This is a genomic window from Streptomyces sp. NPDC051567 (genome assembly GCF_044454165.1).
Classification (GTDB): Bacteria; Actinomycetota; Actinomycetes; order Streptomycetales; family Streptomycetaceae; genus Streptomyces.
In genome coordinates this window covers 59,440-79,801 of sequence record NZ_JBITDK010000010.1, presented here as the reverse complement: position 1 = coordinate 79,801, position 20,362 = coordinate 59,440, and the positions used below count along the sequence as shown (strand labels likewise).

The window sequence follows — 20,362 nt, the reverse complement described above, 5'->3', positions numbered from 1 at the left end:
CGTGCCCCCGGCGCGGTTCCCCAAGCTTCCAGACCGCACGTCGGCGGCTGGTGCGGGGCGACCGCATTTCAAGAAACTCGGAGATCGCAGTGAACGGAAAAGCTTCCGACAGCTCCAGTCCGAGCCCCGATGTCTGGTTCAACTGGAACGCCATCAAGGTGGCGGCGCACCGGCCCGTTCCGGAGCCTCCCTACCCGGGGACCCTTTTCGATGAGACCCTGCGCGACGGACTCCAGGCCCCGAACATCCGCAATCCCACGCTGGAGGAGAAGCTGAAGCTGGTGGACCACATGGTCCGCGCCGGCGTCACCTCCGCGGACCTGGGATTCCCCGGCTCGGACCCCGCAGCCCTGCGGACCTGCGTGGAGATCGCCCGCCACATCCTCCGCAGCGGCCACCCGCTCTCCCAGGGGTACGCGGGCCGCACCCACCCCTCGGACATCAACGCGATCTGCGAGATAGCCCAACAGGTGGGGGTTTCCGTGGACGCCTACATCTTCATCGGCGTCAGCCCCATCCGGCAGTACGTGGAGGACTGGGATGTCCGGCTGATCCAGCGTCACATCCGCGAGTCGGTGGCCGAATGCCGGCGCGGTGGAGCGGAGTTCGTCCTGGTCCTGGAGGACGCCGTGCGGTGTACTCCGGACGTGCTGGGCCACGTGTTCGACGTGGCCATCGACACGGGTGTGCGGCGGGTGACCCTGTGCGACACGGTCGGTGCGGCATTACCGAGCGGCGTCGAATCGCTGCTCCAGTGGTCGCACCAGTACTTCCGGGACCGCGGCCACCAGGTCGGCTTCGAGTGGCACGGGCACAACGACCGCGGCCTGGCGCTGGCCAACTCCCTGACCGCCCTCACCCACGGCTGCGAGCGTGTGCACGGGACGATCCTGGGCATCGGCGAGCGTGCCGGGAACGCCTCCCTCGACCAGCTCATGGTCAACAGCCACCTCGACGAGCACGGCCACTACGACCTCAGGGCGCTGCGCGAGTACTCCGACTACGCCGCGTCCGTGCTCGGGGTCGAGATCCCGCAGAACTACCCCGCCCTGGGCCGGGACGTCTTCAAGACCAGTGCCGGAGTGCATGCCTCCGCCATCCTCAAGGCCCACGAGAAGGGCAATGTGCTGGTCAAGGATGCGGTCTACTCCAGCGTCCCGGCCAGCTATCTGGGCCGGGAACAGGAGGTGCTCATCGACGAGGCATCCGGTGCGAACAACGTCAAGTACTGGCTGACGGTGCACGGTTACGACAGCGACAACACCTCCTTCATCAAGCAGGTTCTCGAACAGGCGAAGTCGGGCCGCGGTCCGCTGACCGACGAACAGATAAGGCAGATCATTGCGAACGCTGAGTGAACCGACCGGCGACAACCGCACCCGTGACATCCGGCTCAGCGGCAACCTGCTGGTCATCACCGAGGACACTGATCTGCTCGCCGCGCAGCTGGACGGCACCGGAACGGCGACACCGGCGGAGCTGATACGGGCGCCGCTGATGAACAACATCTCGACCGACGAGATCATCCCCGGCTGGTGCTGCTACTGGTACGACGAGAAGCTCGGGGAGTACGCGTACCTGGGCCTGCGGGACAGGAAGTTCGGCCAGGGCGCGGTGAAGGCCTTCGCCCCGCAGATCATCGTCAGCGGCGAGGCCAAGGGCTGCGGTTCGTCCCGGGAACACGCCGTCTACGCCGAGAAGTACGCCGGTGTAGAGATCGTGTTCGCCCGGTCCTTTGAGCGGATCTACCAGCAGAACTGCCGCAACGTCGGCATCATCACGTGCGACGATTTCACCGTCCTGGACGCCTTGCTGACGGGCGAGGAACTGCCGCTGGACGCCTTCACACGCCGGGCGAACGACATCGAGCGCGCCATCATCGACCTGGGCGGCCTGTTCGGGTTCAACCGCGAGACGCGTAAGGGCACGCAGTCCCCCATCAAGCCCCACTTCGATGCGCCGCGCCCGCAGAACGCCGTCGAGAAGATCATTCAGAGCCGCCTCTCGTCCCGTAACCAGCCCCCCGAGGACGCCACCGTACGGATCGGGGAGTCGTACTTCATCGAGGCGGACGTCAGGTTCTCGCACGAGTACGTGACGCCCATGGCCGCCGGCATGTTCGCCCAGCAGTTCGGCGCGGATGCCGCGCTGGCGAGCCCCGAGTCCTGCTACTTCTTCCAGGACCACCTCTCGCTGGCGGAGCCGGTTCTCAAGCGGCGCGCCAACGGCCTGGAACTGATCGAGCGGGTGGAGAACCTCGGCAAGCGGCAGGCGGAGTTCGCGACCCTGAGCGGCGGGAACTTCATCGGCCCCGCGGACACCGGGGGCAGCCGTGCGATCTGCCACAACTACATCGTCGAGAACGTCGCCAAGCCGGGCGACGTGATCATCGGTACCGACAGCCACACGTGCACGGCCGGCGCCGTGGGCGCCTTCGCCTTCGGCGTGGGTGCCACCGACATAGCCAACTCCTGGTACAACCGCGAGATCCTGGTGAAGGTCCCGGCGGTCATCCAGGTCAACCTGCTGGGCGAGCTGGCACCGGGCGTGTGCGCGAAGGACCTCATGCTGGCGCTGCTGGCACACCCGATGATCCAGGGCAGCCAGACGCTGGGCAAGGTCATCCTCTTCAGCGGTCCCGGGTGCGCGTCGATGAACCTCGACGAGCGCGCCACGCTGTGCAACATGGCGGTGGAGGCGGGCGGCATGACCGCCATGTTCGAGCCGGACCAGGTGACCCACGCCCACCTGGCGCTGCGCGGTCCGGCCTCGTCCGCCGGCACGGACGTTCACTCCGACCAGGGCGCGGCGTACTCCGCCGTGGTGGACATCGAGCTGGCCGGTATCCAGCCGATGGTCGCCCTTCCCGGGGACCCGCGCAACTCCGTTCCGCTGGCCTCTGTCGACGCGGAGGTCAAGGTCGACAAGGTGTACGGCGGGTCCTGCACCGGTGGCAAGGCGTACGACATGGACATGTACGCGAGCGTCTTCGAGCGGGCTCGCGCGCAGGGCATGACCGTCCCCGAAGGTGTCCAGGCGTACATCCAGGTGGGCAGCGAGAGCGTCATGCGCTATGCGGTCGACCGGGGCTACATCGAACTCTTCGAGGAGGTCGGTGTGAGCGTGCTGCCGCCCTCCTGCGGGGCCTGCATCAACGCCGGGCCGGGCGTCTCGGAAAGCCCGGAGGAGGTCACGGTGAGCGCACAGAACCGCAACTTCCCCGGCCGGTCGGGGCCCGGTCACGTGTATCTGGCCTCCCCCTACGTCGTGGCCGCCACCGCGATCGCCGGCCGCCTCAGCTCTGTTGAAGACATGCTCAAGACACGGACGCAATCATGAGAATCGCAGTGGTCCCCGGTGACGGAATCGGCAAGGAAGTGGTTCCGGCAGTCCTGCCCGCCCTGGAACACCTCAACGAGGCCTACGGGCTCGGCCTCGAATACGAGGTGTTCACCTGGGGAGCCGATCAATGGCTCGACACGGGCATCGGCCTGCCCGCCGGGGCGATCGACCTGCTGTCGAGCGAGTACGCGGCGGTCTTGCTGGGCGCCTTGGGCGATCCACGCATCCCGGACATGGCGCACGGCCGGGACATCCTGCTGGGAATGCGCAAGGGACTCGACCTCTACGTCAACTACCGCCCGATCGCCCTGCCGAGCGGGGTCATCGACCTCTACCGCGAGAACACCCAGGGGCTCTACGTGGGCGTCGGCGGCACGGTGGCCAGTGCCGGCAGGGTCAGCGTAGCGATCGACGAATGCGTCTACACCCGGGAGACCGTCGAGAAGTTCGTACGCTTCTGCCTCGGACAGCTCCGTGACAAGGGGCGGCGGAAGGTGACCCTGGTCCACAAGTCCAACGCCGTACCGAACACCGGCAGCCTCTGGCAGGACGTGTTCCGCCGGGAACTGCTGGAGTTCCCGGAGCTGGTGGGCTCCGAGGAGTACGTCGACTCCTTCTGCTACAACCTGGTACGCGACGCGACGCCGTACGAAGGCATCCTTGCGTCGAACCTCTTCGGAGACATCATCAGCGACATCGGTGCGGCCCTGATGGGCGGCCTCGGCCTGGCAGCGAGCGCGAGCGTCTGCCCCGAGACGGGCTTCGCCCTGTTCGAGCCCGTGCACGGCAGCGCTCCCGACATCGCCGGCAAGAGCCTCGCGAACCCTTATGCCGCGGCGATGTCGCTGGCGATGATGCTCGACCACCTCGGGCACGGCCGGCCGGCCGAACTGCTCCGCAGCTGTGTGATCGAGGTGTCGCGGAGTGATGCGGCCACCCCCGACCTGGGAGGACAGGGAACCACCGACCGGTTCATGGACCAGGTGGTGGCGCTGCTCAAGCGTGGGACGGACGACCGGACCTCATGAACACTCGCGTCGCTCCTCCCCGATTCGCCGCCCGGGCCGTCTCAGCGGGGGGCTCCGTCATCCGGGAGGCCCTCGCCCTGACGGCCCGGCCCGAGGTGATCTCCTTCGCCGGCGGCCTGCCCGCGTCGGAACTCCTCGATGTCGAGGGAATTCGCACGGCTTACGACCATGTGCTGACGGAATCCCCGCATCGCGTGCTCCAGTACTCGACCACGGAGGGCGACCCCCGGCTGCGCGAGGCCGTCGCGGCCCGGCTGTCCGCCCGCCAACTGCTCTCCCGCGCGCAGGACCTGCTGGTGACGACCGGGTCGCAGCAGGCGCTGTCGCTGTTGGCGACCGCGCTGCTCGAACCCGGTGACACTGTGCTGGTCGAGAACCCCACCTATCTGGCGGCTCTCCAGTCCTTCGCCCTGGCGGGCGCGCGAGTCGTCCCGGTGCCGACCGACGGACAAGGCATCGATGTCGAGGCTCTGGCTCGGATCACGGCTGAAGAACGTCCCAAGCTGCTCTACCTGGTCCCCACCTTCCAGAACCCGACCGGACACACCCTTCCGATCGAGCGTCGCCGAGCGGTGGCGCGCATCGCGGCCGAACAGGGGCTGTGGATCGCCGAGGACGACCCCTACGGCGAGCTGCGGTTCCGCGGCGAGCACGTGCCGTGGATCGCGTCGCTGGACGACGCCGCGGACCGCACCGTGCTGCTGGGTAGCCTGTCCAAGATCCTCTCTCCTGGCATGCGGCTGGGGTGGCTGCGCGCTCCGGCCGCGTTGCGCGGCGTGTGTGTGCTGGCCAAGCAGGCCTTCGATCTCCACACGTCCACGGTCGACCAGGCGGCCGCCGCGCACTACCTGAGGGAACACGATCTCGACGCACGCCTGGAGCAGGCCTCGTACACCTACCGGGAACGCTGTGACGCGATGCTCGGCGCGCTCGCGCACGCACTTCCGTCCGGCAGTACCTGGACCAGGCCTGACGGAGGAATGTTCATCTGGGTCCGGCTGCCCGACTGCTACGACACGTACGCCCTGCTGTCCGAGGCCGTTGCCCACTGTGTCGCCTACGTTCCAGGCGCCCCGTTCTTCGCTGGGCAGGCCGACCCCGCCACGCTGCGGATGTCCTTCGCCGGCCATGGTCCGGAACAGATCGAGCTGGGGGTGAAGAGGCTCGCCCAGGTCTTCCGGTAGCGGGACGGGAACGGCTGCGGTGTGCCCAGGCTCAGTCACGGAATCGCCAACAGCCCTGCGGGACGGACCTGGTGCAGGTGGATGAGGATGTCGTGCGACCGTGCCGGCGCGATCAGTGACTCGGGCCCGGGGTAGGACGTACCGATGCTCCGCGTGGGGCGGGCGGTGAGCAGCCATGTGCGTGCGGCCTTCGGAACCGTACGGACGTCCACGGCGTAGTCGCGCGGGCTCACCTGGTCGAGAAGGTACTCCGTGCTCCCCCGGGTGGCGGGCCCGACCGTGTGGACTCGCGTCCTGTTGTCGGGGCCGGTCGCGTTGAACGAGCCCCGGCCGAAGGTCGCGCCGACGCTCACGTAGTCCGCTCCGAACCGCTCGTGCAGGAAGGCGCCTTGCATCTTCGGATAGCGCGGATCGGACGTCCGGTAGGAGACGTGCGCGTTGTGGGCCGACAGCAGGATCTTGTGCCCGGTATGCGCATGCCACCAGGCGACGTTGTCCGCCATGATCCGGTCACGGAAACGCATGGCCGCCTTGAGTTGTCGCTGGTCCTCGAAGTCGAATGCGTAGCCTTGGGCGGTCTGAGTGATGGCGGTCGCATTCTGCACGGCCCGGTCGTAGGTGGCCCTCCGCGCCCCTGAACACACCGGGAGGCTCTTGAGCAGGGTTAGGGCGCGTTCGGCCCTCTTCGCCCTGCTCCTTCGTTCGTCCAGCGGGTAGGTGAGGTATCGCCGCATATAAGTGCCGGCCGTGGTGGTCGGCCTCAGGCCCCGGTACAGGTCGGTGAAGCGGTGCAGCAGCGCCGGGTGGCCCTGGGCCACGTATGCGAGCACCTTGTCGTACAGCTCCGGCCCGGCATAAGCGAAGTCGTCGCCCACGAAGCGCACAGGATCAGCCGGGTGGCGGATGTTGTATGCGCGCATCCACTCGACCAGCGCAAGGTATTCCTCGGTGTTCCACCACGCGTACGCGCCCTGGAATTCCTCCCGCATGACCTGCCTTGGATCACCCTCGCCCGTCAGCACGTATTCGTCGAGGCGCAGGCCGCTGCTCCAGCTCGTCTCGAGCGCGAACGCCCGAAAGCCCTTGTTCTCGACCAAATAGCGCAGGACGCGATGCTTCATCGTGAAGAACTCATGCGAGCTGTGCGTCGCCTCACCCATCCCCACCACCCGCGCGTTGGCCACCATGTGACCGAAGGGCCGCAGGTCACTCAGATCACCGTACGGCTCGGCGGTGCGCAGCGGCTGGACAGCCCCCTCCATGGCCAGAAGGGCTCGCGGCTCCGGTGGTAAGCATGGGGCAGCAATCAAGGCCCCCGCAAAGAACAGCGTTATCAGGACGAGTGCCGCCCGGTGGCGTGTCATGGGACAAGACTCTGCCGCTCGTCGACGTCATGACCATCCGATGCGCCGCCGTCACCCCCAGGGGCTGCCTCCACTCCCAGCCTTCCTCCAAACCGGAAGTGGTGAGCTCGGAACCCCGTCGAACTCTCTGGCGGCGGCATCCCCCTTCCCAGTCAGCTTCGGAGCGTATCCGTCGAGCTGGAGTCAGCCAGGACACCTACAGGGCTCGCACGAGTCGTCCAGTTACGCAGAAGCCGCCTCCACGACCGGGCACACGGCGGGCTTGGGAGGCGACTTTCCACTACTGACGATGCATCAGAGAACACCTTCGACGAGCGTCAAATGAGCGTCATTTCAGCGTCAAGATATCGCCCGTAACGCCCACCGTGCACATAATGCACATCGACAAACCTGCAGGTCAGGCATCCTTGGCGACCCGCTCCAGGATCGCCACGCACTCCACGTGGTGCGTCATCGGCACCACGTTGAAGCCGTACCCTCACTACAACACGCTTACGCTTTGCAAGACAGGGCCCGCCCACAACAGCCAACTGCATCGCCGAACCTGCACCTGCCCCGCCGTGAGGCCCCCGTGAGATCCGCTCGCCGGCATGCGAAGAGCCGAAGGCGTGGGACGACCAATTCTCCCTTACGCCGCCCGAGATTCCATCGCACACGGACTCCTCGGCACGCCTGGCATGTTCACCGACTACACAATTCCAGTCCGGAAGATGTGCGGCCGGAAGCCGGGCGGAATCGCGCCACCCAGGTATTCCGCTCCCGCGGGGATCGGACCGCATCGGTCTGCGGTGGCTGACTTACGCCTACCGTCCACGCCTGTCACCGCTCAGACCGATCTCGTCAGTTCGCCGGTCCGATCTTGGCCGCTTCGCTTGCCGACACACCCCCAAAGGCATCGAGGCTGGGCTTGTCTAAGTCAGCACCAACCCAGCACGGTTGAGGTTCGCAGGGATGATGACGGGTGATGAGAGGTCAGCACCAGATCAGCACGGGGATGCAGGAGGGCCCCACCGAGAGGCGAGGACCAAGCGCTTGACCTGCACATTTGCGCTCGAATGAGCATTCATGATAAGAGATGTGTCAAAAAGGTGTGCAGAATTCTCAAGATATAGCTCCGACCTGCACGTTTACCGCTCCTCTACCTCCGAACCCAGCACGGGCGCCGCAGTCAGTACCAACCACGCTAGCGCCAGCCAGTACCTGATCCATCACGGACCTCAGTCTGCCACCGGCGTCCGGGGTCAGGTGACCATAGATGTCCGCGGTGATCTGGATCGTGGCGTGCCTCAACCATCAGGAAACCTCCAGCGGCGACACGCCGCCGGCGCTGCCCCTGAACGTCCAGCTGCGCCTGCACGAGAACGCCGGCCGACTGCTGCGCACCTGGCACGACACGTCGGCTCCGGGTCGGCCGCAGACCGCGCCGCCGTGCGTGCGGCGATGCAGGAGCAGGCCCGGGAGGCCGCCGACTGCCTTCAGGGCACGGCCACCCACCTGGCCGCCGACCGGATCGCGCTGGTCGAAGCCGCTTCGAAGAACCTGGTGGACCTGGCCGGGCACCTGCCACTGGTCTTCCAGCACAGCGACTACACGACCCGGAACTGGCTGTACAACACCGCAACCGGGCGTCACAGCCTGATCGACTTCGCGATAGCCCGGTACAGCGTCGCCGCCGAGGAGCTCGTGTGGCTGTCCGGCGCGGTCCGGCCCCTGCGCCCCCGATCTCCGGGTCCACGGCGAAAGAGGCCAGATCATCGTCAAGGTCCGCGGTCACCGCCTCGCCTGCATCCAGCACCTCACCACCGACCGGCACTGATCGCCTTCGAGCACCGGGCCCTGTCGCTCTACCACCAGGCGCTGCCCGACCTGTTCCCACGGACCGGTGGTCCCTGGACCACCTCAATGGAGCTGATAGCGATGTCGGCCCGGTCCGGGCAGCAGGGCTGCGCGGACCGGGCCGACGTGGGGATGTGTTGCTGGTGTGTCAGGAAATGTTCTTGATTGCTTGCCAGCCGTTGGTACCTACAGGGGTTCCGGGGCCGAGGAGACCGGTCTTGCGGCCGGGGATGAATTCGAGTCCGGCGGTGGTGTTGGCCGTGGTGGTCCACAGGTCGCCGATGCCGTCGCCGTTGGAGTCGCCGGTTGCGGTGATCAGTGGCCGGTCGGTAGTGGTCCAGCCGGTGGCGTAGGTGGTCTTGCCGGAATCGGCGCCGAGGGATGCTGGGGCTGTGCCGCCGTCGGGGATGCCGTCGCCGTCCGCGTCGCCGTTGCTCTTACCGTGGTAGACCCGCAGCTCGCCGGTGGCGGTGTTGCGGGCGATGAGGTCGGTGAAGCCGTCCCCGCCGACATCGCCCGAGGTGCCGAGCTGCATGACGCCCCAGCCGGAGGATCCGATCTGGTAGCCGACCTGGATGTTGCCGCCGGAGTAGCCGGGCAGGAACCAGAGCTGGTCGCCGATGACGGCGACGAAGTCAGGGTTGTGGCTCTCCTCGCTGGGCGTCAGGTCGCCGACCGAGATGATCTGTTTGATCGTCGCTGGGTTCAGTTCCAGGCCGGTCTCGGGGTCCTTGAAGAACTGGACCTTCTGTTTGGTGTCTTCGGTGAATTCACCCTGTCCGTTGTTGGGGTAGAGCCAGAGGGTTCCGTCGGCTTTGCGGGCGACGAGGTCTTCGTAGAGGTCTTCGGTCCAGTCGCCGCGGTGGGTCAGCAGGGCTCCGCCCCAGTAGCCGTTGGCTGTGAGGGGGATGGAGGTGGCCACGCCGCCGTTGCCGGTTCCGCCGTACAGGATCAGGTTGCTGTCCGCGTTGACGGCGAACATGTCTGGCAGGCCGTCGCCGTTGACATCTCCGGGCTTGTCCACGATGCCGGGGCTTTTGACGTGGAAGCGGTACGGGTAGACCGGTCCGGCGTTCTTGCCGGCGTCGAAGGCCTGGACGTACAGGGTGTGCGGGCCGGGCGTGTGCGGGGTGACCTTGATGGATGCGTTGCCGCCGGGTGTGGCCGGGTTGGCGACGGTGCTGGCAGGGGTGCGGTCCATGCTCCATCGGTACTCGACGATGTCCGTCTCGCCGCCTGACCCGAGGATGAACTCTCCTTCGGTGCGGGCCAGGGCACCTTCAGCATTCTCGGGGAAGAGGTTGTTGACGGACTTCACGGTCGGCAGCGTGGAAGGGGCTGTCGGATCGAAGCCGAACCGGCACCCGGCTGCCCCGAGTGCGGGTGTCCAGTCGGAGGCGAAGGTGGAGTCGCCCACGTCCTCGGCCTGGGCTTTCCAGGAGAACTGGCCGCCGCGGGCGTCCTTGTACTGGGTGAGCAGGGCCTTGGGTACGACGATGCTGGCCCGCACGCCGTTGGGGTCGTTGGCCAAGGCGGTCTTGCGGACCCGCTGGTCGAAGATGACGCCGGGAGCGCCGCCATAGGTTCCGGTGGGCCAGACCTGGAACTGGACGTTGACGTCGCCGCCGTCCGGATCCCATACCTGTGCGTTCAAGGTGACGTCGGTGTTGCCGAGCGTCGTGTAGCTGCTGCCATTGCCGCATTCGGTGCCGTTGACCTTGGTACTGGGAATGGTGTCCAGCGCCCATGGCGCCTTGGGGGCGCGGTTGAACTCGACGATGAGCTGCGCGTCCGGCTTGAACTTCTTCCAGCTGTACGCGTCCTTGGAGTCTTCCGCGCTCTGCGGAGCACGCAGGCCGAAGGTGATGTCGGACCAGTTGCCGACGGCTGCCCTGACGGCCACGTCCATGGCTGTGAAGTCGACGGCCTTGTCCGGGCAGCCGACGCTCTCGTTGCCGTGCGCGTAGTTGCGGCTGTCCTGACGGATTGTCCAGGACGGTTGATTATTCCAGGTGGTCGCCGAGCTGATGGCGCCGGTCCAGTACAGCTCGACCGGTTTGGCGGTGCATGACCAAGAGTGGGTCTCGGTGATCTGGAACTGGGCGTCCACGACCTTCACGCCGGCGAGGAACTTGGAGTCGACACGGAAGAAGGAGCGGGCGGTGCCGCCGGTGGACGACTCGTAGCCGACACGTGCTTCGCTGGTGGTGCCGCCGCTCCAGCCGGTGCCGTTCCAGTAGCTGTCGTTCGGGTGGCGCTTGTAGGCGATGGTCCAGGCCTGACGGGTGCCGGTCATCCTCGGGTCGATGTAGACCGGGTACGTGGTGCTCGGCGAGTCGAGCAGCTTCTGGTCCGGAGTGAGGGTCAGCCGGTCGTGGGCGATGTCGATGCCGACGGTGCTGCTGTTGGTGCCGGGGCTCAGGTCAGTGGGTGCCTCGCGCAGCCGGGATGCAGCGTTCAGGGAGTTGACCGGCGGCGCCGCGGACTTCGCGGCCGGCGCGGTGGCTGCGGGCTCGGTAGTGCCGGAGGAGTCCCACATGCGGGCGGTGGAGGTGGCGAACACGGTCTGGCCGGCCGGGTTCAGCGCGGTGAGGTTCCCGGCCGCCAGGTCCTGCTTCAGGGTGAGGCCGTCGGTCGTGAGGCCGAAGTCGATGGTGGCGAGCTCCGGATTGTCGGCCGCCTGGGCTGACTTGACGATGAGGGCCTGGCTGAAACCGTCGACGCTCGCGGCAACGGCGAGGTCGACGCCCGGCAGGACTTCCGGATACGTCGCGGTGGCGCCGTCGAGAACGGGCGTGGGCAGCGGCGTGGGCCAGGTCAGGGAGATGGAGCGGCCCTGGTCGGCGAGGGTCACCAGAGGGGTCGTACCCCCGGCTGAGAAGGTCACATGGCCGGCGGCGGCTATGGGGGAGACCCGGCCGGCGATGGTGGCGAGGGTGGTATCGATGGGGGTCCAGGTACCTTCGCGCTTCACCCGGACCGGCATGGTGTGCTGGGTCCGGCGCAGGTTCCCGTTGGGCAGGGCGTAGGTCTCGCTGGTCTCCGAGCGCTGCGTGAGCACCTCGACCGGCTGACCGGACTGGCGCGCCGCGTTGACGGCGGACTGCTCAGATCCCGTGCTCTGTTGTGGAGTTGAGGGTGTACTGGTCGTGCTGTCTGCGGCAGTGGCGGAGGCCGGGACGACCGGCGCGAGGCTCAACGAACCACACATGACCAGGACCGTCATGACCCCGGGCAGCACTCTACGCCTTGTCGGCGACCATCCTCGCGTGAATATTCCTAGCATTTTCTGCCGTTCTTGCGTTGGACCGGGGCCGCTTGAGAGATGACCCCTTGCTTTGGCGAACTTTAACCTGTGTTTACACTACATCGTCCATATGTTCTAACTGATCGAGAGTGGGTTAAATTCGTGCGACAACTACTCCAACACATGCGCCATTTGGGCAACTGGCAAAGATCGGTAGCTTTTCTCCTTTTTATGGCGTTCCTCGTTACTCTCATGCCAGGGACCTCCGCCCAGGCGGGCCCGGCCAGGCTGCATCTGGAGGAACTCAAGCGCGACGCGTCCGTTCCTGGCCGCGACGTCCGAAACGAACGTAAGGACGTCCAGGACGACGCCGCGAAGAAGTGGCTGCCGTCCACCTCCAGGACCCTGGCGGGCGACTTCACCGTCCAGGTGACGGGGAACCAGAAGAAGCCCATGACGCTGCTGCGCCCACGCGCAGCCCCCACGTTGGGCACACTCGCAGCAGGTCTGCCCGGTGATGCTCCGGTGCGGTTGATCCGCCCTGCGGCGCCGGCGAAGGCCGCCCATGACGAGCTGACCGCCACCCCGGCTCCGGCCGACGGTGCGGCCCGGGTCCAGATCAAGGACCAGGCCACGGCGCGCAAGGCGGGGATCGAGGGTGTGCTGTTCACCGCTGCCCCCACGGCCACGAACACAGCCAAGGCCGCGACCGGTTCGGTCAAGGTCGAGCTGGACTACACAGCGATCAAGGACACCTACGGCGGTGATTGGAGTTCCCGGCTGCGGCTGGTCCAGCTCCCCGCCTGCGCCCTGAGCACACCGGACAAGGCGGAGTGCCGTACGCGTACCGAGCTGGGCGGCGCCAACGACCCGGTCACCGGCACCGTCAGTGCCACCGTCGACCTTGACAAGCAGGTCGCGCGTAGTGCGGGCGCACCGATGGTCCTTGCAGCGGCGGCTTCCGCGTCGGGACCCGGCGGAAACCACCAGGCGACCTCGCTGTCATCGACCGGCTCCTGGCAGGGCGGCGGTTCATCCGGCGGGTTCGCCTGGTCGTACCCGATGAAGGCGCCGGAAGTCCCCGGCGGACCGGAACCCGAGATCCAGCTGTCGTACTCCTCGAACTCGGTGGACGGCCGTACCGCTTCCTCAAGCTCGCAGTCCTCGTGGATCGCCGAGGGCTGGGACTACGAGCCCGGTTTCGTGGAACGGCGCTACAAGCCCTGCTCCACCGACAAGGCCGCCGAGGACGGGAAGACCCCGAACAACTCCGGCGAGACCGGCGACCTGTGCTGGGGCTCCGACCACGTCGTACTGTCCCTGGACGGCAGCACCTCCGAGCTGGTCAAGGACGACGCAACGGGCTCATGGCGGGCGGCCGACGACGACGGCGCCAGGATCGAACGGCGCACAGGCGCGGACAACGGCACCAAAGACGGCGAGTACTGGGTTGTCACGAGCACCGACGGTGTCCAGTACCACTTCGGTCTGAACAAGCTTCCCGGCGCCGGTGCCCAGCGCACCAACTCCGCTCTGACGGTCCCGGTGTTCGGCAACCACCCCGGTGAGCCCTGTCACGCGACGGCCTTCGCGGACTCCGACTGCACACAGGCCTACCGCTGGAACCTGGACTACGTCGTCGATCCGCTCGGTGACGCCATGACCTTCTGGTGGAACAAGTACACCAACTTCTACGGCCAGCACATGAAGGCCGACAAACCCATCTCCTACGACCGGTCCGCGGAGCTGGACCGGATCGACTACGGCCAGCGCTCAAATGCCCTCTTCGTCGGGCAGCCGGCAGGCCGCACCCGCTTCACCACCGCAGAGCGCTGCATACCCAATGCCACGTTCGACTGCGCGGAGTCCAAGCGGACGACGGCCAACGCGAAGTACTGGCCCGACACCCCGCTGGACCAGGAGTGCCGGCCAGGTACGCAGTGCACCGACAAGTACTCCCCAACCTTCTGGTCGACCAAGCGTCTGACCAAGGTCACCACCCAGGTACTGACCGGCACCGCGCTGACGGACGTCGACTCCTGGACGCTGGAACAGGGGTACCCCGATACCGGTGACGGCACCTCCCCGGCTCTGTGGCTGGAGTCCATCACCCGCACCGGGCACGGTGCGGGCGGCACGGCGAACATGCCGAAGGTGACCTTCGCCGGCACCCAGATGGACAACCGCGTCGACGGAGTCGAGGGCCTGCCCCCGTTCTCCCGGATGCGCATCCACGCGATCGACACCGAGAGCGGCGGACGTATCGGCGTCACCTACTCGCCGCGCGAATGCCAGGTGCTCGAACCGCGCAAGATGCCGGCCTCCCCCGAGACCAACACGATGCGCTGCTACCCGCAGTACTGGACGCCCAAGGGCGCGACCAAACCCGTCCAGGACTGGTTCCACATCTATCTGGCCACGCAGGTCCGCGAGGACGACCTCGTCACGGACAGCCCCGACGAGGTCACCTCCTACGAGTTCCTCGGCTCACCGGCCTGGGCGTACGACACCCGCGAGTTCACGGAGGCCAAGCAGCGCACCTGGTCCCAGTACCGCGGCTACGAGCGGGTCCGCACCCGCCGCGGCGCGGGCTCGGACACCGGGCAGCTGACCGAGCAGCGGTACTTCCGAGGCATGCACGGGGACAAACTACCCATCGGCACCCGCACCGCGACGGTCGAGGACACCCAGGGCGGTTCGGTTCCCGACCTGCCGCACCTCCAGGGCCAGCTCCGCGAGAAGATCACCTACGAGTCCGACGGCGGCCCTGTCAACTTCACCACGGTCACCACGGCCTGGGCGGTCAAGACTGCCGAACGCAAGCGGGCGGGCACCACCCCTTTGCAAGCCTGGATGGGCAACCCCGAGACGGTCGTGACCCGCAAGCGGGTCAAGGGCGACACGTGGCGCGCCGACAAAGAGGTGACCTCCTACGACACCTACGGTCTGCCGACCCAGGTCGACGAGACCACGGCCAGCGGCAAACGGTCGTGCTCCACGACCAGCTACGCGCGCAACACCGCCGCCTACCTGCTGGAATCGGAATCCCGGCAGCTGACGACGCTCGGAGCCTGTGGAACCAGCGGGGGTGAGGTGGTCAAGGACACCCGCACCCTGTACGACGGGCTCGCCTTCGGCGCGACGCCCACCAAGGGCCTGGCCACCGAGGTCCAGGAGCAGAACGCCGGCGGCACCGGCTACCTGACCATCGACAAGACCGAGTACGACATCCACGGCCGGGAAACCGCCTCCTGGGACGGGGAAGGCCGCAAGACCACCGTCACCAACACCCCCGCGACCGGCGCCCGCCCCGTCAAGACGGTCACCACCGACCCGCTGGGACACACCGAGACCACCGAGTTCGACGGCGTACGAGGCCTGGCGGCCAAGACCACCGACGCCAACGGCAAGTCCTCGACGCTGCAGTACGACCCGCTGGGCCGGCTGCTGAAGGTCTGGAAGATCGACCGCGATCCGCTCACCCAGACACCGAACGCGACCTACGAGTACACTGTGCGCCGCGACGGGCCCGCCGTCGTCACCCACCGCACCTTGAAGGACAACGGCGAGTACGCCGTCTCCTACGAGATCATGGACGGCCTGCTGCGCAAGCGGCAGACCCAGGACGAGGCCATCGGCGCCGGCCGCATTGTCGGCGACACGTTCTACGACTCCGCAGGTCGGGCGTGGAAGAAGAACGACGGCTACTTCAACAGTAACGAGCCCACCGCCGTCCTCCTCCAGGTCGGCGACAACGAGGTCCCCTCACAGGTCCGCACGTTCTACGACGGCATGGCCCAGGCGACCCACACGATCACCTATGCCCGGGGGACCGAACGGACCCGGACCACCATCGAACGTGACGGTGACACCACCACGACCGTGCCGCCCCAGGGCGCCACAGTCACCACCCGGTTCGAAGACGCAGAGGGCCGCGTCGTCACGTCTCGCGAATACAGCAAGCCGGATCGCAGCGCATGGCGCGACACCACCTTCGAATACAACAACCACGACCAGATCTCCAAGATCACCGGACCCGGTGGCGCCGTCGCGGCTTTCGAGTACGACAACCGCGGCCGCCAGACCGCATCCACCGACCCCGACGGCGGCCGCACCGAACTCACCTACGACGCGACCGACAACGTCATCGCGGTGAAGGACCCCCGGGGCAACATCCTGGTCCCCACCTATGACGCCGCAGGCCGCCAGACATCCGTGCGCGAAGGAAGCGCCACCGGCCCCAAGCGCATCGAGTGGACCTACGACACCCTCTACAAGGGACTCCCCACCGCGGCCATCCGCTACGACAACGGGCTCGCCTACCGCGACGAAGTCACCACGTACGACAACGCCTACCGGCCGCTGACCACCAAAACCACCATCCCCACAGAGGAAACCGGCCTCGGAGGCACCTACACCTACAACACCGCCTACACGCCCACCGGCAAACTGCAGTCAACCGACGTCCCCGCCCTGGGCGGCCTGGCAGCCGAACGAGTGACCTTCTGGTACAACTCCGACGGCCTCCCGATCTCCATCCGCGGCGCGGCCTCCTACCTCAACGACGTGCAGTACTCCGCCTTCGGCGAGATCCTGCGCACCGACGCCGGCGTCGCTGCCAAGAAGGTCTACGGCACCTACGTCTACGACGAGTTCACTCGCCGTAAAACCCAGTCGATTTTCGACCGCTCGGTGGCACCGGCGCGCATCAGCGACACCCAGTACACCTACGACCAGGCCGGCAACGTCACCAAGGTCAACGATGTCCCGGGCGCGGCCGCCCCGGATACCGGCAAGACCGACACCCAGTGCTTCGTCTACGACCAGCTGCGTCAGATGACCTCGGCCTGGACCGCCAAGACCGACGACTGCACGACGGCCCCCTCCAAGGACACCGTCGGCGGCACCGACGCCTACTGGCACTCCTACGAGTTCGACGCCGCCGGAAACCGCACCAAGCTCACCGAACGCGACATCACCGGCAACACCACCAAGGACGTCACCCGCTCCTACACCTACGGAAAGACCGGAGTCGGAGGCCCCAACGCGCTCGCCCAGGTCAAGTCCACCGGCCCCCAGGGAGAGCAGCTCAGCACCTTCGCCTACGACAAGTCCGGCAACACCACCACCCGCCAGGTCAACGGCACCACCCAGACCCTGGAATGGGACGTCGAAGGCCAGCTCCGCCAGGTCACCGAACCGGTCGAGGGCGGCGCCACCAAGACCACCGGATACCTCTACGACGCATCCGGCAGCCGGCTGATCCGCAAGGGCGCCGACGGATCCAAGACGCTCTACCTGGGTGAGGCGGAACTGACGGTCAAGCCTGACGGCGTCACCAAGACCGCGGAACGCTTCTACGCGCACCCCGACGGCGCCACCACCGTGCGCGCCACCGGCGGCGGCCGCCAGATGATGGTCGCCGACCACCACGGCACCGCCAACACCAGCATCGACATGGCCGCCGCAGACATGCGGGTCACCCGTCGCAAGTCCATGCCGTTCGGCGAGGAACGGGGCATCCAGCCCTCCACCTGGTCCGGACAGCGCGGCTTCGTCGGTGGAACCAAGGACCGCGACACCGGACTCACCCGACTCGGCGCCCGAGACTACGACCCGGTCACCGGCCGGTTCATTTCCGTCGACCCCATCGTCGACTACGGCCAGTCCGGCAGGATGAACCCGTACGCCTACAGCAACAACGCACCAGCCACCTTCTCCGACCCTGACGGCCTCTACTACGGCGGAAAGGGCGGCGGCGGTGGCCCAAGCGGCCACGACCGTGGTGAGAACGCCTATGAGCTGGGCTCAGCACTCCAGCGATGGCTCATGAGGAAATGGGAAGAGGAGCAGGAACGCGAACGCCAGCGACGCATCGCTGAAATCAGGAGAAAAGCCGAGGAAGCAGCACGCCTGCAACGCGAGAAGGCCGCACGCGAAGCAGCCCTGCGCCGCGAGGAAGCGGCCGAACGAAAAGCCGCCGAAGAAGCGGCCGCAGCCCAACGCGCAGCCGCCAAGGCAGCAGCCGCCGAAGCCCGGGCAGCCAAGCAAGCAGCCATGCGAGCCGCCGCAGCCCGAAAGCGCGTAGAGGCACAGCGAGCAGCAGCCAAGCGCGAACAGGCCCGACGTGCCGCAGCCCGCAAACAAGCCGCCCGCACACGCCCCAGCGCAAAACCCCGCGCGGCGGCAAAACCCCGTCCGCGACCGTCCCAGGTGCAGCGCCCCGCACAGCAGGCGAAAGCTAAGCCGACCACATGTGCGGTAGGCAACAGCTTCATACCCGAGACCACCGTCCTGATGGCTGACGGGTCAAGCAAACCCATCTCCGCGATCAAGGTCGGCGACAAGGTAATCGCCACCGACCCGAAGACCGGAGAAACCTCGGTTCAGACGGCATCCGCCACGATCACCGGCACGGGGGAAAAGAAGCTCGTCAAGGTGACGCTCGCCCAGACGCAAGGCGAGCAGACCCAAGAGGCGGAACTCACGGCCACCGACGGCCACCCCTTCTGGGTTCCCGCCCTGGACGCCTGGGTGAAGGCGGCAGAGCTGCAGCCGGGGATGCACGTGCAGACATCGACGGGAGCCCGGTCGCAGGTCAGCGACGTCCAACGGTGGCAGCAGCAGACAACGGTGCACAACCTGACCGTCACCGACGCCCACACGTACTATGTGCTGGCGGGGCAGACTCCAGTCCTGGTTCATAACACTGGCGGCAACGGGCACATGTGCGATATCTCTGTGACGTCATCAGACGGAAGCACGAGAAATATCTCGCTGGAGAGCGGCGACATGACGCCTGAAGAGGCTGCGCTCGGGTATCCCAACAACTCGGCTTTCACACATACGGAGCATCGGTTCTCGCGTATGTCGGGCGCTTCCACAGGGCCGAAGGTTTCACTCCCGAATGACCCATTCGCCGGCAAGTCCCCGTTGAATGCTGGTAATGCGGTTAGGATGCAAGGCCAGCTCCCCCCTTGCTCACGGTGCAAGGGTGCGATGAACCGTATGGTCAACGAGTTGGGAGTGTCGGTCACGTATGAATGGTCCGGCGCCAAGGGCGCTGGGTCATGGACAGCTGGAAGGAGGAGGCGCTAACAATGAGATTGACCGCCACGGAGGTTGGGTTCTTCGAGGATTACGAGGACGAAGAGGCCCTTGAGGTGGGCATTGCCGGGGTGGATGAGTCCGGCGTCCCGAGATCGTTCTCAATTCAGCGATCCACGTACGAACCAGATGAGCAGGAAATCCAGTCTGGTATGGATTCCTACAACGTCTCCACCGAGCGAGGCTTCACCGTGTACGGCTGCCTACGAAGCGCGCGACTTTCCAATATGGTTCTCGCGCTGGAATTCACTGCTGAGGATGCAGGGATTCTTGAGATCTCGACACCCGTTGAAGTGAACCTGCGTGAATCTCAGGTGGATGAGGGGAATTTGTCTCGGAAGCTTCGTGAGATCCTGGACTGGGGCTCTCTTGAGAAGCGGCCAGATTTGATTGGGATGGACGTTTCGGATCCTCCCACTGGTGCGTAGGTTGCGCTTACTGAACGCTCTCCATTACGTCATTCCTCATGGAGAGTTCGGTAGCCATTACGCAAATGAGGGGCCCCTCCGTGCTTCTGCGCGGAGGGGCCCCTCGGGTCGTTTGACGGCAACGGTGACGGCAACGTCAGCGGACGGCGGCTGTGGCGGGTGGGTCGTCGGGGTCATCGTCAGCCTGGCCGAGTGCGTCGCCAAGAGTGTTGGTGGCCTGGCGCTGGAGGCGTAGGCGGACGTGGGCATAGACGCCGGCGGTGACGCCGATGTGGGCGCGGCCGAGGAGTTCCTTGATCACGATGAGGTCGACGCCCTGCTCCAGGAGCAGGGTGGCGGTGGAGTGCTGGAGGTCGTGGAAGCGGATCACGCGTAGCCCGGCACGGTCCAGGAGGCGGCGAAAGCGTCGTGTGAGGTTGGTGGGGTCCAGGGGGCCGCCGACCGGGGTGGTGAAGATGAGGCCGTTGCCTGCCCAGCCTGACTCGGCAGTTTGGCGTTCGCCCTGCTGCCGTTCCCTGTGGATCTTGAGGGAGCTGACGCATTCGGCGGGGAGGACGATGCGGCGTTCGGAGGCGCGGGTCTTGGTGTGCAAGATGGTGAGGCCGCCGGTGCGGGTGCACTGGAGGGAGCGGTGGATGCTGGCGGTCCCGGCGTCAAGGTCGAGGTCTTCCCAGCGCAGGCCGAGGAGTTCGCCTTTGCGGAGGCCGGTGCGCAGGGCGAGTTCGTACAGGGCGTGGAGCCGGTCGGCGCGGGCCGCTTGGAGAAACTGGCGGGCTTCGGCCGCTGTGAGGGGCTGGAAGCGCCTTGACCGGGATGTCATTGATAT

At 66.6% G+C, this 20,362-nt stretch carries 9 protein-coding genes and 1 pseudogene; 7 read left to right on the top strand and 3 right to left on the bottom strand.

Features of this window, described 5'->3' with window-relative positions; genetic code table 11:
- Positions 1–89 precede the first annotated feature (89 nt).
- Genes ACIA5F_RS14165 through ACIA5F_RS14150 form a run of 4 tightly spaced genes read left to right on the top strand, consistent with a single transcriptional unit; the run spans position 90 to position 5,554 of the window.
- Entirely contained in the window at positions 90–1,358 is a 1,269-nt protein-coding gene (locus ACIA5F_RS14165; RefSeq protein ID WP_399352499.1) for a LeuA family protein, read from the top strand.
- On the top strand, positions 1,342–3,339 hold the full coding sequence (locus ACIA5F_RS14160) for an aconitase family protein (RefSeq protein ID WP_399352497.1): 1,998 nt from the start codon (positions 1,342–1,344) through the stop codon (positions 3,337–3,339). The genes ACIA5F_RS14165 and ACIA5F_RS14160 overlap by 17 nt, the downstream gene beginning before the upstream one ends.
- The gene (locus ACIA5F_RS14155; protein WP_399352495.1) at positions 3,336–4,370 is read left to right on the top strand and encodes an isocitrate/isopropylmalate dehydrogenase family protein; all 1,035 of its coding nucleotides are present in this window, start codon (positions 3,336–3,338) and stop codon (positions 4,368–4,370) included. Before ACIA5F_RS14160 ends, ACIA5F_RS14155 begins: the two co-directional genes overlap by 4 nt.
- The gene (locus ACIA5F_RS14150) at positions 4,367–5,554 is read left to right on the top strand and encodes a PLP-dependent aminotransferase family protein (protein ID WP_399352493.1); all 1,188 of its coding nucleotides are present in this window, start codon (positions 4,367–4,369) and stop codon (positions 5,552–5,554) included. The genes ACIA5F_RS14155 and ACIA5F_RS14150 overlap by 4 nt, the downstream gene beginning before the upstream one ends.
- A 35-nt stretch (positions 5,555–5,589) precedes the next feature.
- On the opposite strand, the gene ACIA5F_RS14145 is transcribed toward ACIA5F_RS14150, so the two are convergent.
- Positions 5,590–6,918, bottom strand: coding sequence for an erythromycin esterase family protein (locus ACIA5F_RS14145; RefSeq protein ID WP_399352490.1), 1,329 nt, complete (start codon positions 6,916–6,918; stop codon positions 5,590–5,592).
- A 1,065-nt stretch (positions 6,919–7,983) separates the two neighbouring features.
- Between ACIA5F_RS14145 and ACIA5F_RS14140 the strand changes: the two genes are divergently transcribed.
- Positions 7,984–8,919 (top strand): phosphotransferase, encoded by a 936-nt coding sequence (locus ACIA5F_RS14140; RefSeq protein WP_399352489.1) that lies wholly within the window; start codon positions 7,984–7,986, stop codon positions 8,917–8,919.
- Here ACIA5F_RS14140 and ACIA5F_RS14135 read toward each other — a convergent pair.
- The gene (locus ACIA5F_RS14135) at positions 8,903–11,965 is read right to left on the bottom strand and encodes a VCBS repeat-containing protein (RefSeq protein WP_399352487.1); all 3,063 of its coding nucleotides are present in this window, start codon (positions 11,963–11,965) and stop codon (positions 8,903–8,905) included. The two genes, ACIA5F_RS14140 and ACIA5F_RS14135, sit on opposite strands and share 17 nt — an antisense overlap.
- A 288-nt stretch (positions 11,966–12,253) precedes the next feature.
- Here ACIA5F_RS14135 and ACIA5F_RS14130 point away from each other — a divergent pair, with 288 nt between their 5' ends.
- Together ACIA5F_RS14130 and ACIA5F_RS14125 are read left to right on the top strand one after the other, a co-directional pair.
- Positions 12,254–19,099 (top strand): polymorphic toxin-type HINT domain-containing protein, encoded by a 6,846-nt coding sequence (locus ACIA5F_RS14130; RefSeq protein ID WP_399352485.1) that lies wholly within the window; start codon positions 12,254–12,256, stop codon positions 19,097–19,099.
- Entirely contained in the window at positions 19,072–19,536 is a 465-nt protein-coding gene (locus tag ACIA5F_RS14125) for an Imm10 family immunity protein (RefSeq protein ID WP_399352483.1), read from the top strand. The genes ACIA5F_RS14130 and ACIA5F_RS14125 overlap by 28 nt, the downstream gene beginning before the upstream one ends.
- A gap of 136 nt (positions 19,537–19,672) precedes the next feature.
- Here ACIA5F_RS14125 and ACIA5F_RS14120 read toward each other — a convergent pair.
- Positions 19,673–20,347: pseudogene (locus tag ACIA5F_RS14120) on the bottom strand (site-specific integrase); the annotation flags it as partial.
- Positions 20,348–20,362 lie beyond the last annotated feature (15 nt).

Bases quoted from the DNA above. Each gene is read 5' to 3' on its own strand.
- ACIA5F_RS14145 (WP_399352490.1), bottom strand. From the start codon at position 6,918: ATGACACGCCACCGGGCGGCACTCGTCCTGATAACGCTGTTCTTTGCG.
- ACIA5F_RS14125 (WP_399352483.1), top strand. From the start codon at position 19,072: ATGGACAGCTGGAAGGAGGAGGCGCTAACAATGAGATTGACCGCCACG.
- ACIA5F_RS14140 (WP_399352489.1), top strand. From the start codon at position 7,984: ATGATAAGAGATGTGTCAAAAAGGTGTGCAGAATTCTCAAGATATAGC.
- ACIA5F_RS14130 (WP_399352485.1), top strand. From the start codon at position 12,254: ATGCCAGGGACCTCCGCCCAGGCGGGCCCGGCCAGGCTGCATCTGGAG.
- ACIA5F_RS14135 (WP_399352487.1), bottom strand. From the start codon at position 11,965: ATGTGTGGTTCGTTGAGCCTCGCGCCGGTCGTCCCGGCCTCCGCCACT.
- ACIA5F_RS14150 (WP_399352493.1), top strand. From the start codon at position 4,367: ATGAACACTCGCGTCGCTCCTCCCCGATTCGCCGCCCGGGCCGTCTCA.
- ACIA5F_RS14155 (WP_399352495.1), top strand. From the start codon at position 3,336: ATGAGAATCGCAGTGGTCCCCGGTGACGGAATCGGCAAGGAAGTGGTT.